At 65.4% G+C, this 16,350-nt stretch carries 13 protein-coding genes and 1 pseudogene; 9 read left to right on the top strand and 5 right to left on the bottom strand.

What is annotated here, in order from left to right:
• Positions 1–65: 65 nt before the first annotated feature.
• Complete coding sequence (locus ACYOEI_RS09055) at positions 66–758, bottom strand: 3-keto-disaccharide hydrolase (RefSeq protein ID WP_462849079.1); 693 nt, start codon at positions 756–758, stop codon at positions 66–68.
• 484 nt (positions 759–1,242) lie between these two features.
• On the opposite strand from ACYOEI_RS09055, the gene ACYOEI_RS09050 reads away from it, so the two are divergent.
• The 5 genes and pseudogenes from ACYOEI_RS09050 to ACYOEI_RS09030 all read left to right on the top strand — a co-directional run.
• Positions 1,243–2,979, top strand: a complete 1,737-nt coding sequence (locus ACYOEI_RS09050) for a serine/threonine-protein kinase (protein ID WP_462849078.1) — start codon at positions 1,243–1,245, stop codon at positions 2,977–2,979.
• 64 nt (positions 2,980–3,043) lie between these two features.
• Entirely contained in the window at positions 3,044–4,744 is a 1,701-nt protein-coding gene (locus ACYOEI_RS09045) for a SpoIIE family protein phosphatase (RefSeq protein ID WP_462849077.1), read from the top strand.
• Positions 4,745–4,908: 164 nt separating this feature from the next.
• On the top strand, positions 4,909–6,513 hold the full coding sequence (locus ACYOEI_RS09040; protein ID WP_462849076.1) for an NAD(P)/FAD-dependent oxidoreductase: 1,605 nt from the start codon (positions 4,909–4,911) through the stop codon (positions 6,511–6,513).
• 9 nt (positions 6,514–6,522) lie between these two features.
• The gene (locus ACYOEI_RS09035; protein WP_462849075.1) at positions 6,523–7,494 is read left to right on the top strand and encodes a bile acid:sodium symporter family protein; all 972 of its coding nucleotides are present in this window, start codon (positions 6,523–6,525) and stop codon (positions 7,492–7,494) included.
• Between the two features lie 332 nt (positions 7,495–7,826).
• Positions 7,827–7,952: pseudogene (locus ACYOEI_RS09030) on the top strand (RusA family crossover junction endodeoxyribonuclease); the annotation flags it as partial.
• A gap of 517 nt (positions 7,953–8,469) precedes the next feature.
• Here ACYOEI_RS09030 and ACYOEI_RS09025 read toward each other — a convergent pair.
• On the bottom strand, positions 8,470–10,320 hold the full coding sequence (locus tag ACYOEI_RS09025; protein ID WP_462849074.1) for a methyl-accepting chemotaxis protein: 1,851 nt from the start codon (positions 10,318–10,320) through the stop codon (positions 8,470–8,472).
• Between the two features lie 699 nt (positions 10,321–11,019).
• Here ACYOEI_RS09025 and ACYOEI_RS09020 point away from each other — a divergent pair.
• Positions 11,020–11,457, top strand: a complete 438-nt coding sequence (locus ACYOEI_RS09020) for a hypothetical protein (RefSeq protein WP_462849073.1) — start codon at positions 11,020–11,022, stop codon at positions 11,455–11,457.
• A gap of 46 nt (positions 11,458–11,503) precedes the next feature.
• On the opposite strand, the gene ACYOEI_RS09015 is transcribed toward ACYOEI_RS09020, so the two are convergent.
• From ACYOEI_RS09015 to ACYOEI_RS09005, 3 genes are all read right to left on the bottom strand, one after another.
• The gene (locus tag ACYOEI_RS09015; protein ID WP_462849119.1) at positions 11,504–12,334 is read right to left on the bottom strand and encodes a GNAT family N-acetyltransferase; all 831 of its coding nucleotides are present in this window, start codon (positions 12,332–12,334) and stop codon (positions 11,504–11,506) included.
• Positions 12,335–12,708: 374 nt separating this feature from the next.
• A complete protein-coding gene (locus ACYOEI_RS09010; RefSeq protein WP_462849072.1) occupies positions 12,709–13,161 on the bottom strand; it encodes a hypothetical protein in 453 nt (150 codons plus the stop codon).
• Positions 13,162–13,319: 158 nt separating this feature from the next.
• Complete coding sequence (locus ACYOEI_RS09005; RefSeq protein WP_462849071.1) at positions 13,320–14,717, bottom strand: DUF1501 domain-containing protein; 1,398 nt, start codon at positions 14,715–14,717, stop codon at positions 13,320–13,322.
• A 336-nt stretch (positions 14,718–15,053) separates the two neighbouring features.
• Between ACYOEI_RS09005 and ACYOEI_RS09000 the strand changes: the two genes are divergently transcribed.
• From ACYOEI_RS09000 to ACYOEI_RS08990, 3 genes are all read left to right on the top strand, one after another.
• Positions 15,054–15,638 (top strand): DUF1572 family protein, encoded by a 585-nt coding sequence (locus ACYOEI_RS09000; protein ID WP_462849070.1) that lies wholly within the window; start codon positions 15,054–15,056, stop codon positions 15,636–15,638.
• A gap of 192 nt (positions 15,639–15,830) precedes the next feature.
• A complete protein-coding gene (pth2, locus tag ACYOEI_RS08995; protein WP_462849069.1) occupies positions 15,831–16,205 on the top strand; it encodes an aminoacyl-tRNA hydrolase in 375 nt (124 codons plus the stop codon).
• Positions 16,202–16,333 carry a hypothetical protein gene (locus ACYOEI_RS08990; RefSeq protein WP_462849068.1) on the top strand — a complete coding sequence of 44 codons (132 nt, stop codon included), beginning with the start codon at positions 16,202–16,204 and terminating at the stop codon, positions 16,331–16,333. The genes pth2 and ACYOEI_RS08990 overlap by 4 nt, the downstream gene beginning before the upstream one ends.
• Positions 16,334–16,350: the final 17 nt, after the last annotated feature.

Here is a 16,350-nt window from a genome sequence, read left to right as displayed (position 1 = left end):
CGCTTGGCTCGGAATTCGTCCCGAAACCCGGTGTTTCAGAAAACACCGGGTTTCGGGAGAGCCGGTCACTTCTTCAACGGGGTGATCGTGACGTTGCGGAAGTAGATCTCGGCCCCTTCCGACTGGAGGATGATCTTGCCGCGCGTGACGCTGGCGGCAGTCCCCCGGTTGGTCACGACGCCGTTGACGATGTTGGTGATCGAGCCGCCGTCGCAGACCACTTCGACCACGTTCCACTCGCCGTTCGGCTTCTCGGCGTCGATCGTCCGGATCGCCCGGCCCCCTTCGGTCTTGCCGTTGACGACCAGGGTGGTCCCTCCGACCATGAAGAAGTCGCCGAAGTCGTGCTCCTGGATCTGGCACTCGATCGACTTCATCCAGACGATGTCGGGCCCGACGCAGTGCATCAGGATTCCGGAGTCGCGCGGGGTCTTCGCCAGGTCGCGCGGGGGCCACTTCTTGGTGCCCCACTTCACCTCGAGGCGGAGACGGTAGTCGGCGTATTCGTTTTTCGTCGTCAGGCAGCCGAACTCCTCGCCCGAGACATGGATCACGCCGTCCTCGACCTTGAAGACTCCCTTGGCATCGACATAAGGATCCACCGACTTGTCGGCGTGCGGCGTGAACGTGTACCAGCCGTCGAGGTCTTTGCCGTTGAAGAGGGAGATCGTCTTCCCCTCTTCGGCGAGCGCCGGGGCACCTGAGAAGGCGATCGCCAGCGCGATCCCGGCGACGGCCATGTGGAACGGGCGATTCATGGGAGAGGCTCCGTGGTGGGGTGGAGAGGAAGGGTCGGGTCGCTCGGAAGCGAGAGGGCGGGAATCCCGCGGCGGGGCCATCGTGTGCCCCTGCCCCGCCTCTTAGCCTCGGACACTTCGTGCGAGGCGGCGGGGCGGATGCGAGGCATCGTAACCCGCGCTGATACCCGGCTCAAGTCGCAATAAATTCGCACTTTGGGTGTTTGGGTAGAATGTGGTTTTTGGGGTTTTTGTAGGTTTTACGTGTTTTGGGTCGATGGTTCGGATGGCGTCATCTCGCCGAGAGGATTCCCCACCGGTTTTCGGATTTTGGATCGATCTTTGGGGCGAGTTTGAACGTACGGGACGTTAACGTATCCGAGTCCCATCGCGGGCATGGTCTTCGCGCAACCACGGGGTTTGCCGTAGACTAGGGAGGCGTGCGACGCGGCATAAGGTCAAAACTAGGATGGAGTCGGTCCCCCTTAGGGATTCCGGGTGCGTCATGAGCGAGCCGGAGAAGCCTCTCTCCACGCCGGGCAAGGATACGGCCATCTGGACCGCCACCGGCGGCTTTGAGACCCCTCGGGATTTGACCGGGAAGACGCTGGGCGATTTCCAGGTCGAGCGGCTGCTTGGCCGAGGGGGGATGGGCGAAGTCTATCTCGCCCGCCAGGTCAGCCTCAATCGTCCGGTCGCGCTGAAGGTCCTCCGAACCGACCTGCTCAGCAAGCCGTCGTACCTCGGCCGTTTCGAGGCCGAGGCGACCGCGGTCGCCAAGCTGAATCATCCGAATATCGTTCATGTCTACATGCTCGGGAGCGTGGACGAGACCCGCTTCATCGCGATGGAGTATGTGCAGGGGACGAACCTGCGCGACTACCTGGTGAAGAAGGGGGCGGTCGAGCTGAACCTGGCCCTCGCGATCATGAAGCAGGCCGGCGTGGCGATCGGCGCGGCGGGGGAGATCGGCCTGGTGCATCGGGACATCAAGCCCGAGAACCTGATGCTGACCCGCAAGGGGCAGGTCAAGGTCGCCGACTTCGGTCTTTGTCGCGACACCGACGCCGAGAACGTGCACCTGACCCAGCCCGGCACAACGATGGGCACGCCGCTCTACATGAGCCCGGAGCAGGCGCAGGGGCACACGACCGACCACCGCAGCGACCTCTATTCGCTGGGGGTGACCTTCTACCACATGCTGGCGGGCGTGCCGCCGTTCCGGGCCGAGACGGCCCTGGCGTTGGCCCTGAAGCACGTCAAGGACACGCCGGTGCGTCTGATCGTGCATCGGCCCGACCTCCCGGCCGAGATCGACCGGTTGGTGATGAAGCTGATGTCCAAGAAGCCGGCCGATCGCTACCAGTCGGCGGCGGAGATGCTCCGGGACCTCGCGAAGATCCGCGAGACCTTGCAGGTTCCGTCGATGGCCTTGCCGGCCGCGACGGACCTCGGCTCCGGTAGCGCCAGCGTGATCCCCGCCCCGGCGGTCGAGCCGTCGAAGTCGTCCTCCATCTCCCCCTCGGGCGAGAATGGGGAAGGGAATGAAGGGCCGCAGGCCCCCTCGGGGTTCCGGATCGGGACCGGCCGGGGGATCAGCCTGGTGACCGCTTGCCTCGCGGGGGGCTTGCTCTGGGGCTGGCTCGTCCGGCCGGTGGATTTGCTCGCGGAGGGGGCTCGGCCGTCGTCGGCGATGCCCGGCCTCTGGATGGCCCCCGACTGGAAGGACCGGAACTCGCGCCAACGCACCGCCGAGGCCCAATACCACCACGCCCTGTACAGGGCCCCGGCCGCCGAGCAGGAATCAGCCTGGGTCGCCGTCCCCGGCTACTTCCCGACCGAACGCGAGTATTGCTCCAAGGCGTACATCCAACTCACCCGAAGCCTACTCAGGCAACGTGACCTCAACCGTTTGGGCGCCCTCGCCGCCGAGCTCGCCCGCTGGAAGGATGACAAGGCCCACGGTGAGGAACTCGCCGTCATCGCCCGGGCCGGGGTCGACGCGCTCGACGGCAACATCGATGGCATCCCGCAGACCTTCGGCAAGGACGTCAGCGACCCGGCGCTTCAGGAATTGGCCATCGAGGTCGTCGCCCAGGCGATCGACTCTGCGAAGACCATGAACACGACGTATGCGCTCAGGGACCTCCAGCCCCTGCTCCGCCAGCTCATCCTCAGGCTCGATCGGGGGAATGTCACCGACGAGCTCCGTGCCAAGCAGATCCTGCGTGGGGTGAAGTGAGCCCCCGCCCCTCCTTCGTGCGTTCGCGGTCGTCTGTTGCGTTGGTGCAAGGGAGTCCCTTGGAATGGCGATCCTCAAGCGGGTGACCGGCCATGCCGCCGGACAGATCATCGAGCTCAAAGGGGACCTGACCGTTATCGGCCGCTCGCCCGAGTGTCAGATCGTGCTCGACCCCAACGGCGTGAGCCGGCGCCACGCCGAGATCCGTCGGGTGGGCGACAAGTTCTTCCTGGCCGACCTCAACTCGCGGAACCTCACCAAGGTCAACAACACCCGCGTCGACCCGAGCAAGGACCACCACCTCCAGCCGGGCGACCGGATCAACATCTGCGACGTCGAGTTCCTCTATTTCAACGCACCGCCCAAAGACCCGCCCTCGAGCTCCGACGGCGACGTCATGCTCGTCACCGAGGGGGACGACGCCGACGACCCGAACATGCACACGTTCGACGCGTCGCGCTCGAGCGCCCTCGCCAGCGCCGTCCGCCCCGAGGTCAAGCTCAAGGCGATCCTCGAGATCACCCGCAACCTCTCCAGCGAGTTGAAGATCGACTCGGTCGCGCCCAAGATCCTCGACTCCTTGATGGAGCTCTTCCCCCAGGCCGAGCGGCTCTTCCTCATCCTCATCGACCCGGCCACGAAGCGGCTGGTGCGCAAGGCGTTCAAGTACCGGCCGAACCGGCGTTCGACGTTCGCGGGGATCCCGGACGACGAGATCCCGATGAGCATCAGCCGGTCGATCGTCAACCACGTCCTCGGCCAGCGCCGGGCGGTGCTCAGCCAGGACGCGGGGAACGACAAGAACCTGCCGACGAGCGCCTCGATCGCCGACCTCAAGATCCGCTCGGTGATGTGCGTCCCCCTGCTCACCCCCGACGGCCAGGCCCTGGGGATCCTCCAACTCGACACGAGCGATCGCAAACAATTCCTCCAGGAGGACCTCGACGTCCTCGCGGCGGTCGCGAGCCAGGCGGCGGTCGCGATCCAGAACGCCGCGATGCACGAGACCCTGATCGAACGCGAGCGGATGGAACGCGACCTGAAGCTCGCCGAGCAGGTCCAGAAACGGTTCCTCCCCCAGTCGGTCCCCACGGTGCCCGGCTACGAGTTCTTCGCGCATTACCATCCGGCCTACGAGGTCGGCGGCGATTACTACGACTTCGTCCGGCTCTCCGACACGAAGTGGGCGCTGGCCCTGGGCGACGTCTCCGGCAAGGGGGTCGCCGCCGCGCTCATGATGGCCAAGTTCTCGGGCGATACCCGGTTCTGCATCCTCACCAAGGACACCCCCGCCTTGGCCGCGACCGAGCTGAACCGCCTGCTCTACGCGGCCGGGATCGAGGAGAAGTTCATCACCCTGAGCCTCAGCGTCCTCGACCTCCCGACGCGCCGGCTCACGTTCTGCTCGGCCGGACACCTCCCCATCCTCATCCGACGCGCGAATGGCGCCGTCGAGGAGGTCGGGGAGGACATCGCCGGGTTCCCCCTCGGCATCGTCGACAGCTCGCACTACAAGCAGCAAGAGGTCACCCTCGGGCCCGGCGACGTCGCCGTGATCCACTCCGACGGCGTCACCGACGCACGCAACACCCGCGAAGAACTCTACGACTCTCGCGACAACCGCCGCCTCCTGAAACGGCTCGCCGAGTCCCCCGGCGGCCCCGAGGCCGTGGGCCGCTCCATCCTCCAGGAAATCCGCGAGTTCTCCGCCGGCCACGCCCAGGCGGACGATATTACGTTGATCTGCTTCGGACCGACGGCTTGAGGGTAGGGGAGCTCTTCACCACAAAGGCACAAAGACACAAAGGGAAGAAAAGAAGATGCATTGAAAGCCAGGAGTTTTAAAAAGATCTAAAAGCTTTTAGATTTGCTCTCTTTGTGTCTTTGTGCTTTGTGGTGAATAGATCCCCTTCTCGCGACGATTACCCAATGTCCCTGAAGATTGCCAACGTTCGACTGGAACTAGACGAGCCCGAGGTTGCGCTGCCGGAGAAGCTCTCGGAGCGGCTCGGCGTCGGTCGCGAGGCGATCGCGCGGTGGCGGATCCTCCGCAAGAGCCTCGACGCGCGGCGGCACGACGACTTGCATTTCGTGTACTCGGCCGAGGTCGAAGTCCCGGGCGCCGAGGCCGAGGCGGAGATCGCCGGCCGGTCGCGGGGCCTGAAGGTCGAGCACTACGAGGCGGAGCATTTCGACTGGCCCGAGCCGGGGGCGGTGCCCCTGTCGCATCGGCCTGTCGTCATCGGCGCCGGGCCGGCGGGCTTGTTGGCGGGCTATCTGCTGGCGCTCGGCGGCTATCGTCCGCTGGTCCTCGAACGCGGGCGGGAGGTGAAAGATCGCGTCGCCGACGTCCGCCGGTTCGATGCCGGCGGGGCCCTCGACCCCGAGAGCAACTACCTCTTCGGCGAAGGGGGCGCGGGGACGTTCAGCGACGGCAAACTCACCTGCCGGAACACCGGACCCGACGTCCAACGCGTGCTCGAGATCCTCGCCGATTGCCACGGCAAGCCGTCGATCCTCTACGAGCACCGCCCCCACCTCGGTTCGAACCGCCTCCCGCTCATCGTCCGCACCCTGAGACGCAAGCTCGAGCAGCTCGGCGGTGAGGTCCAGTTCTCCTGCCGGGTCGAGGACCTCGACATCGTCGACGGCCGACTCCGGGGCCTGGGCACCAGCTCGGGGTACATCGCCGCCGAGGTCGCGATCCTCGCCGCCGGCCACAGCGCCCGAGACACCTACTCGATGCTCCTCCGCCGCGGCGTCCCCATCGAGGCGAAGCCGTTCCAGCTTGGCGTCCGGATCGAGCAGCCCCAGGAGCAGGTGAACGTCGCGCGCTACGGTGCCCAGGCCGAGCACCCCGCGTTGGGCGCGGCCGACTATAATCTCGTCGCGCGAGCGTCCGGCAGGGATCTGTTCACGTTTTGTATGTGCGCCGGCGGGTATGTCATGCCGAGCGTCAGCGAGCCGGGCTACTTCTGCACGAACGGGATGAGCGAGAGCCGGCACGACTCGCCGTTCGCCAATAGCGGGCTCGTCGTCACGATCACCCCCGAAGACACGGGGAGTCGGCATCCCCTGGCCGGGGTCCACTTCCAGCAGCGCTCGGAACGGCTCGCGTACCTGGCCGGCGGCCGTTCGTACGCCGTGCCGATCCAGTGGGCCCGCGACTTCCTGGCCGACCGCCCGAGCCGGGGCAAGGTCCCGAGCAGCTATCCGAGGGGCACCAGGCCGATCGACCTCGGGTCGATCCTGCCCCCGATCGTCTTGCAGACGCTCGAGCGCGGCCTGCCGATCATGGACCGGCGTTTCCAGGGGCTCTTCCTCAAGGGGGCGACGCTCGTCGGCCCTGAGTCGCGAGGGAGCTCCCCCGTGCGGATCCCCCGCGACCCCTCGACGCGCGAGAGCCCGGCCGTCGTGGGCCTCTATCCCTGCGGCGAGGGGGCCGGGTTCGCGGGGGGGATCGTCAGCGCCGCCGTCGACGGGCTCCGCACGGCGAGGGCGATCGTCGCACGCCACCAGGCCCCTCACTCCTGAACTGAGACGATGTCCATCCGCTTCAAGGTCGACTGGTTCCTCATGGGGATGGCCGCGGCCATCGTCCTGGCTTGGCTCATCCCCGGCCCCGGCGCGAACGGCGGGATCCTCCATCCCGAGCTGCTGAACAAGGCGGGCGTGGCCCTGCTCTTCTTCCTCCACGGCGTGGCGATCTCCTTCGCGGCCCTCAAGGCCGGCACCCTGCGATGGCCGCTCCACCTGGTCGTCCAGTCGTTCACCTTCCTGGTCTTCCCCGCCCTGGGCCTGGCCACGCTCGGCCTTGTAGGGCGTTGGCTCTCCCCCGACCTCCGGCTCGGGTTCTTCTACCTCTGCGCCTTGCCCTCGACCGTCTCGTCCTCGGTCGCCATGACCGCGGCGGCCCGGGGCAACGTCGCCGCAGCGGTCTTCAACGCGACCCTCTCGAGCCTCCTCGGGGTCTTCCTGACCCCCCTTTGGATCGGGGTGATGGTCCAGGAAGGGGGTGAAGGATCGCTCCCCATGGGCAAGGTCATCCTCGACCTCGTGACCTGGCTCCTGCTCCCCCTCGTCGTCGGCCAACTCGCCCGTCCCTGGCTGGGCGCGTGGGTCTCCCGCCACAAGAAGATCATCCACATCGTCGACCGCTCGACGATCCTCCTACTTGTCTACACGTCCTTCTGCGAGTCGGTCGTGACGGGCGTCTGGACCGGCCAGGGGCTCGACGCGGTGGCGGAGACGTTCGTCGGCACCACCCTGCTCTTCTTCGTCGTCCTCTTCGCGACCAACCTGGTCTGCAACGGCCTTGGCTTCACCACCGAGGACCGGATCGCGGCCGTCTTCTGCGGGTCGAAGAAGACCCTCGCCTCGGGCGTCCCGATGGCCCAGCTCATCTTCGGCCACCACGCGGGCCTGAGCCTGATCCTCCTCCCCATCATGATCTACCACCCCCTCCAACTCGTCATCTGCGGCGTCCTCGCCGGCCGCTGGGCGAAGCGAGCCTGAACCGGCTCGCCTGCCGTCGGGAGGGTGCCCTTACTCGCCCCCCCCATTCTTGGAGACTTTGCACTAAGCACTCACGATTGTAAAATGTTGCTAGCCTGTGGCCCCGAGAGAATGGCCAAGGGGAGATGCAATCGGATGGCCGTGCATCTGGAATTCGTCGTCCCGGGGCCACCGATCTCCAATCAGCAGAGTACGACCAAAGGGAAGGCGAACCTCACGGCATGGAGGGCCCAAGTGGCGGGTGAAGCCCAGAGTCGGTGGATCTCCGCGCCGCCGGTCGTTACTCTTGACGTTATCATTATTGACTTTCATGGCGGAAAACATCATTCGTCGATTTCGATAATATGTCGAAGCCGATTTTGGACGTCATGCAAAACCTCGTCTTCGAAAATGATCGCCAGATTCGCGAGGCCGAAATGGTTCATGTCGAGAGCCTAAGATTTTGTGTGAAAATCTGAATTTATTGATATGTATTAGTTTGAAATATTTGTCGAGTTGCGGTGTTCCTCCGGAACGGTTGGCTCGGCATCGTCGTGGAGGGCCACCCGCGTCCTGCCTCGAGCTTCGTCGTGTCGCGTGCAAGGCCAACACGGCGCCGAGGGGAGGTGGTCAGTGTCGGAGCTTCAGACGCCCGCGACACCGTTCGCTTCATCCCGTGCGACTCACGTCCGGCGAGCGAGTCACTGCATCATGCGAGTCTCCGTGGTCGTCAGCCTCCGAGTGATTTCAGCGAACGGATGGCCCGGCCGCAGTGGGGGCATGGGACCGGGACGGCCTCTGAGGGGAAGTCGACGGAGATGAATTCGTGGCAACTTGGGCATAGGCCGCAGCATTCGCTGGCTTTGCGGTTGGAGGCTTGGGGCCGTCCTGTTTGTCGACGGCCTGGAGGTGGGACCAATGCGGCAAGTTGCTTGACGAGGGAATGGATGGTGAATTCGAACATCGGCCAACTCCTCCGCGTCGTGTGGTGCGGTTTCAGCCCGCGCCGATGGCGGCGAGGCGTCGGCTGAGGGTGTTGAGGTCTTTCGCGGCGTGCTCGACCTGTCGGATGGTGTGGAGGGTGGTCGTCGAGGTCTGTTCGATGTGCTGGATCGCGAGGTTGATCTGGGCCATGCCGACGGTCTGCTGCTTGGCGGAGGTCATGATCTCGGACGCGACCATGCCGGTCTGCGCCAGGGTGTTTTCCAGAACCTTGATCGTCTCGCCCGCCGAGGAGACGACGCGGGTGGCCTCGGTCGCGGCCCGGACGCCTTGCTCGGTGGAGAGGACGGCCGAGTTGGTGGCCTTCTGGATCTCGCCGAGGATCTTATTGACCTGGATCGTGGCCCGCTTCGCCCGATCGGCCAGCTCTTTGACCTCGCCGGCGACGACGGAGAAACCTCGGCCGTGCGTCCCGGCGCGGGAGGCTTCGATCGCGGCGTTGAGCGCGAGGAGATTGGTCTGCTCGGCGATCGTCCGGACGGTCGAGATGATCTCGCCGATGGCCTGGGCCTGATTCGCCAGCTCGAGGATGTTGCCCGCGGTCGTCTCCACCTGGTCGCGGACGCCCCGGATGGCTGTGATCGAGTCTTCGACCGCCTTGCGGCCGAGCTTGCCGATGTCGATCGTGTGCTGGACCGACTCGCCGACCCCCTTGGCCCGGAGCGATGTCTGCTCGGCGGTCTGGCTCACGAGGCCCACGGCCGCCATCGTCTCCATGACGGCGGCGGCCTGCTTCTGCACGTCGGCGGACTGTCGGAGCGTCCCCGCCAGTAGTTGTTCGCCGGCCGTGCCCAACTGGCTCGCGGCGTCCCGGATCGTCCTCCCCGAAGTCTCGAGCTCGACGGCCCGCTCCTCGGCGTCTTGCCGCATGCGCCCGTTGAGCTCGCGGCTCAACTGCTGCGCGTGGGTCCGGACCACGTCGGTCTTGTGGAGGGAGATCGCGGTCATCCAGATCAGGCCGGTGAAGAATACCGTACAAAACATCACGAGGAGCGCGGTGCCGAGGTCGGCGTCGATGAGGCCCATCTCCTCGACTCGGGCCCGCAGCCAACCTGCCACGATGGGGACCAGGATCGTCGCCGGCAGCAGGCGACGCGCAGCGAGGCCGCCGGCGCTACGGACCGTCACGACGCTCATCAGGCCGTCCGAAGGGCGGGATCCCAGCACGCCGACGCTGAGCAACAGGAACGACGCCACCGTATGGATCGCCATCTGGGAGAACCGGGCCAGCGTGTAATACGAGCTGACCCCGTAGAAGTAACCCACCAGCCCGATCAGCGCGAGGGCGGCCACTCCCAAGGCCAATCCCTGCTCTGGGCGGGGGTCGGTCGTCCGCTCCCCGCCGATCCGCAAGAGGAGGATGCCGAACAGGAGGAAGCTGAAGGCGCTCAGGATGGCCATCCGGCCGGGGTGGTGGGTGCCGGAGGCCGTGGTCCCGTCCTTGGCGAGCAACTGGTCGATTCCCAGGTCGAGGCCGGAGAGATACTCGAACAGCGTCAATGACCCGATGAACAGCACCAGGGTCGCGAGAAGGTAGGCGGCGAGCCTGGCCCCGGTCTCCCGATCCTTTCCCTGCGAGATCGCGAGGGATGTCCCGGCGAGGGTGAAGGCTAGCGCCGTGTTGACCTTCATGCTCACGTAGCCCGGGATCAGGCTCTTGAGCGTGGCGATGTCCGCGACCCAACCGAGGAGCACGCAGATCCCGATGACGATCACGGCGATCGTTGCCCCTCGAGCAAGGACCCGGAACCGCTGCACCAGCTGCGGGTCGGAACGCACGTCGAAGGAGAGCAACGCATTCGCGTCGATCTCGGGCATCGCAGGTTGCGGGGTGTCGGAAATCATCAGTTTCCTGAGGGGCGACGGCTGGGACAAAAACGAGCATGAGATCCGACCGAAGTCTGAGTCAAGTTTAACTTCTGACCGAGACTGCCGTAATCCATGAGTCGTCGAAGATTACTTACGAATCCCTAAATTCCCTATTTTCTCATAGTGTTGAGCGTATCCTAATTTGTTCGTGGATGTTGGATGAGTTGGGATCTGCTTGCAGGGCGCCCTTGCCAGCCCGAGAGCGATCGGGAGCCGGCCGGCGACCATCCGCTTACTTCCGCCCGCTTGCGGAGGGCCCTTGCCGTCTCGCCGAGCGGGGCTACCGTGTCATTGCCGTCCGGAGTCGTGTTGCATCCTGTCACGGGTGCTTGACGAACCGACCCGGAAATTGAGACTCTACGCCACGCAAGTCGGGTCTGAACGGGATCCAGGGGGGTGGGCGGACGCGGCGCGATCCGCACGGTCGGCCCTCGATCCTGGGACGATCCGACTCGCGCTGGACGTGGCCAGAGGACGTGGCCGTGTCCCAAGGTTGATCGATTCGGGATGCCCGATGGATTTGTTCGAGCCGTCGGGCCCCGATGGACCTTCGACAAATCAGGATTGGACGATCCGAAAGGCATGTTGTTTGCATTTCCTTTCACGCGGGAGTCGTCGACTATCCACGTTTGCTTCGACGGTGAATCATCAGGGTGGCGATTCCCAGGAGGTGACATGACCCCCCTCGAACCAGACCCGGAGATCCTGGCCACGATTCGTCGATCGTTCGATCGCTACCTTACGGAAGGCTTGAGCGAGGAAGAGACTCGGGGCAGGATCCTCGAGGACCTCATGACGGCCGTGGCTGTCGAAGATGTGGGGGGAGAGGACCGCAAGGCCATGCTGGCCCGTTGGCAGCGTGCTGTGGAGGCCTGGAACCTCCCGGACACCGAGGAGGAAAGGGCGCGGCTACGGGGGGCTGGCTGGACGATCGGGGAGACGGCGTTCTTCGGAGCGGCCGCTCGCTACTGGATCGTCTACGGCTCGAACGGCGAGAACGTCGTGCGAGCCGAGGCGTTGACGCGAAGCAAGGCCTGGCACGATGCGTGCCGGCAGGCGGAGGCGCTGGGGATGCTCGGCCCGCGACCCATCCCTCAGGAATCGACGTCCTAGCGTAAGCCTTACCTCGACCTCGTTGACGACCGAGAGGCGACCGAGGTCAGACGCCGAGCCGGCTGAGATCTCGCTCGTGCGTGAGTACGTCGCACGGGATGACCTCGGCCTGCTCCTCGTTCGTCGTGTGGACGCGGGCGAGATCGCCCACGCCCCCGAACTCTCCTTCCGCCAGGCGATGGATCAGGCCGAAGGCCCCACGCGTGAGCGGGAGTCGGTAGACGAGATCCCTCGGATCGGTCCCGAAGCCCTCGCCCAACGCGCGGATGAGGTCCCCGGCAATGCCGCGGCGTCGATACTCCTTGGCGACCCAGACCCCTTCGACGGCCCGGACCGACGTACCTTCCGCGAGGGGGATGAATCGGCATTTGGGCTTAAGAAAACCCTCTTCGGCGGCCTGGCACGAGAGGACGACCCCTTGGTAGAGGCGGGCGATTGCCAGGCCGACCGCCTTCCCGTCTTCAATCGCGACAAAGACATTTTCATCCGTGGCACGAGCTTGCTCGTCGGCGAGCTCGGCGATGGGTTCGACGTCTCTCCATCCCAGGTCTGCGATCATGGATTCATGTAATCGTCTGGCGACGGCTCGGATCATTCGATGTTCGGGCGATCCGCGGACAATCAGCCTCGAGCCGGCCGCGGCCCGATCGACCGCGGGCCCGAGGATTTCCGCCTTGAGCTCGATCCCACCCGACAACAATGCGGCCGGGTCGGGGTTGCTTACCTCGTCTCGCCAGAGCATGGCGCAGAGGTGGACCGCCCGGCGAGACCTCGGGACGACGAGCCTCTGAACAAACGAACGATTCTGAAACTCTTCGCGTATCCACTGCGGCGCCTTCGAGACGAACTCGAAGAACCGCGGGTCATTCTCCGACATAGCCCGCACGAACCGACTCCATTCCCCCGAGAGCAAGACTCGCGCACAAGTTCCATGGGCAGGCCTCTTACGACCGATGTTGGGGGCATCGGGCGTGTTGCCAGGACCTGGCCAGGGGCGGGGCGGACCCCACCATTGCGGCGACGTCGCCGCATTCCTCGTAGGGCCAAGAGCTCCCAGCGTCGGGAAGTGGGCCCGTGTTGCGTTGGCTTGACAATTCGCCTGGGGAAAGGGCGTGTTCGGAACTTCACGACCGTCGTGGCTTACGAAGGCCCCCAGGCCATTCAATGCGTAGGATGGTACGCACACCCAGTATAGGGCCCGGACCCCTCTCAAGTCAAAAAATTGGTGAGAAGAGATGTGTCTTGCTGCGATCAGGACGAGTGGGATGAGCCTTCGAACTCGCCGGCGAGGGCGACCAGGGACGCGAAGCGTTCGCGGTGCTGGGAGTCGAGGCGGGGGAGGGAGATTTCGCCCAGGAGCCGCACCTGCCGGTAGAGCATACCGCTTTCTTCGTTGCTGCTCAGGTCGCCGCAATAGTAAGCGACCAGGGACGTTGCTTCCATAGCGGTCATCCTCGGCCTGGCCTTGCGTAGCGCAGCCGAGAGAATCGCACGGAACGAATCCAGGCAGCGGGACAGCGCGTCGATCGCACGGCCCTCGGCCTGTGTGTCCGCGTCGGCCGGCCGGCGGAACTTCGCCTCGAGCGGGCCCACCAAGGGGAGGAGCCGCTGCTTGTAGAGGACGTCGAGGTCCCGATGTCCAAGTGTCGCGAGCTCGAAGGGCATGCCGGCCACACGCCAGGTCAAGGAGTGGATCGGATCCATGATGACTCCAGAGCCGCCACGCGCAACGCCCGGCCTCGCGATGCGGTGGATGAAGAAGGGACGGTCAGGAGGGGCACCTCATAAGCGGTTGCCCTCATTATCAATAATATTCTAGGCGAGACCATGCTCACGGTGCAATGTGTTGTCGTTCGAATGGCTCAGGCGAGGACCGCGGCGATCGGCTCGCCGTTGGGGACGACGGTCAGGGGGCGGTTGAGCTGGTCGCGGAGCTCGAGGTCGTGGGGGATGCCGAGGCAGTGGTAGATCGTGGCGACGACCTCGGCAGGAGTGACGGGGTCGCTCTTGGGGCGGGCGCCAATCTTGTCGCTGGCGCCATGAATGTAACCTTGCTTGATGCCGCCCCCGGCGAGGAGGAGGGAGTAGCCGTGGTTCCAGTGATCGCGGCCTCCCATGGCGTTAACCTTGGGGCTGCGGCCGAACTCGCCCATGGCCACGACCAGGGTCCGTTCGAGCATCCCACGCGCCTCCAGGTCGGTCAGGAGGCTCGAGATCGCGGCGTCGAACTGGGGCAACAACGTGTTCTTCAGGTGCCCGAAGTTGTTGCCGTGCGTGTCCCAAGTCGCGTTGGCGTCGGGCGCCCATGAGATGCACGCGGCGCGGGTGCCTGCTTCGATGAGGCGCCGGGCCAGGAGGACGCTCTGTCCGTAGATGTTCCGCCCGTACGCGTCACGGAGCCTAGGGTCTTCTCGGTCGATCCGGAACGCCCGCTGGGTCTCGGGCGCGGTCAGGATGTCGAAGGCCTTGGACTGGAACCCGTCGAGGTCTCGATAGCGACGGTCCCGATCGAAGCCGACGGGGATCGCCCCGAGGTCACGCACCAGGGCACGCCGGCCGCCGAAGCGGGAGGTCGAGACGTCGTCCGGGAGCGCCAGCTCGGGCATCCCGAAGGTGGGGGCGTTCGGATCCTTGAGGACGAAGAATGGGTCGCGGTTCCGGCCGAGCCAGCCGCCGAAGAAGCCAGGCTGAGGCGGTCCCCCGGCCCCTTCGGCCGTGATATAAGGCATTGAGACGTAAGGGACGACGGGAGTCGTTGGAGGCCGACAGAGCCCGAGCACCGAGCCGATTGCCGGGTAGTCGTGCGGCCCGGCGCCGACGAGGACCGTCGCGTCGCCCCGGTCGTGGCCGGTCAGGCTCGTGTACACCGCCGCCGCATGGGCGTTGTTCACGCTGTGATGCGCCGACCGGATGACCGTGCAACGGTGCATCTGCCGAGCAAGTTGGGGGAGATGCTCGCTCAGCGGGACGCCCGGCAGGGTCGAGTCGATCGGCTTGAACTCGCCTCGGATCTCCACCGGCGCATCGGGCTTCATGTCCCACATGTCGAGGTGGCTGGGACCGCCGTCCAGGAAAATCAGGATGCACGCGTCGGCCTTCGGTCGCGGACGCGCCGCCGACACCGCGGCCTGGCGCCTCGCCTCCTCGGCACGGAGCAGCCCAGTCATCCCCAACCCGAGCGTCGACAGCCCGCCGATCTCCACCATCTCGCGGCGCGTGATCCGTCGCGGTCCGCGACAAGGGCTCGGCTGGGCGGGCATCGCGATCCTCCCCTTACGGATGTCTTGGATGGCTCAGGCCATTACGGCAAACCTATGTTAAACATTTCCGGCGAGTCTATCAAGATCCTCGAAAAGAACATGATGCTGGCCGGCCAGCCGCTCAACTTGATGGAGGACGTCGCGGAGGAGTTGGCCGCCGGACTCGACCAAGAACGGGTGCGGACTAGCGAGTGGCACGAGTCGGCACTATGGTCATCAGCAACGACCACCGGTCGACACCGAGCTGCTCCCGGCAATGTCGGAAGCGTTCCAGGCTTCTTCGGCCAGTGGCTGGCAAGTTTGATGGAATCGACCCACCCCCTCAGGAGGTCCACGATGGCGGCGACAGTCGTCGGATCGAACGACGTGGCGAAAGCCTTGATCGAAGGCACCCTGGCCGCCTTCCGTGCCAACAAGGGATGGGCGGATAAGGCCGTGGCCCAACTGCCCGACGACAAGCTGCACGTGGCCCTGGACCCCGAGACCAACTGCATCGCCGTCATCATGAAGCATCTCGCCGGGAACCTTCTCTCTCGGTGGACCGATTTCCTGGCGAGCGACGGCGAGAAGCCCTGGCGAAACCGGGACGACGAGTTTGTCGATACGTTCGCCTCGAAGGAAGAACTGCTCGCCTACTGGGAGTCTGGCTGGCAACGACTGTTCGAGGCCCTGGCGAGCCTGTCGGCGGCGGATGTCGGCAAGACCGTCCTCATCCGGGGCGAGCCACACAGCGTCCCGCTGGCGATCCAGAGGTCGCTGGCCCACTGCGGCTACCACGTCGGGCAGATCGTCCTGATCGCCCGGATCTTAGCGGGAAGTCACTGGACGACGATCACCATCCCCCGTGGGGGCTCGGCGGGTTTCAACCAGCAGGTCTGGGGGAAGGCGGGCTACCAGGCTCCGGACTCGGGAGCGAGATAATCCAGGAAACAGGAACGCCTCGACGGCGCTGTATCGAACACGCCGTCGGCGGAATGGATTTGAGCGAGCATCTTCGTGGGCGGGAGCGTCGACCGATCGGGAGCTTATGATCGAGGGGGCGCTCTCCAATCCCCGAGCTCTCCGAGTCTGTCCCAACCAGGGACGAGTGAACAACGCCAGGGAGGTTCGACGATGGAATCCGCGCCCAAGCAGGTGATCGTAATGCGGCGTGACCTGGGGATGAGGCGGGGCAAAGAGATTGCCCAGGGAGCACACGCCTCGATGATCTGGCTGGCCTGGCGCATTCGCCGGCCCGATTACACCTTCACCGAGGCCGAAAGCCGTTGGCTCGAAGGGGCGTTCACCAAAGTCTGTGTCCGGGTAGACTCGGAGGCGGAGCTGCTCGCCATCGTGGAGAAGGCCCAGGGGTCGAGCGTCCTGGTCCAGCTCTGCGTCGATGCGGGGAAGACCGAGTTCCACGGCGTGCCGACGCCGACCTGCTGCGCCGTGGGGCCGGATTACCCCGAGCGGGTCGACCCGATCACCGGGCATTTGAAGCTGCTATGATCGTCGAACTTGGCGACCCGTGCTGGGTCGAGAGTGCTCCGCCCGCCGAGTACCGGCTCCGCTCGACCGGGCGGGTCGTGACGAACCCGGATTACCTCGCGAAGGTGACCATAGAGCAGCCCCGCTGAGCGCCCTCCCTCCCGCC

This window comes from Singulisphaera rosea, from assembly GCF_054877945.1.
Note: the sequence above shows the minus strand (reverse complement) of the source record. Positions and strands in the feature narration are given on the sequence as shown.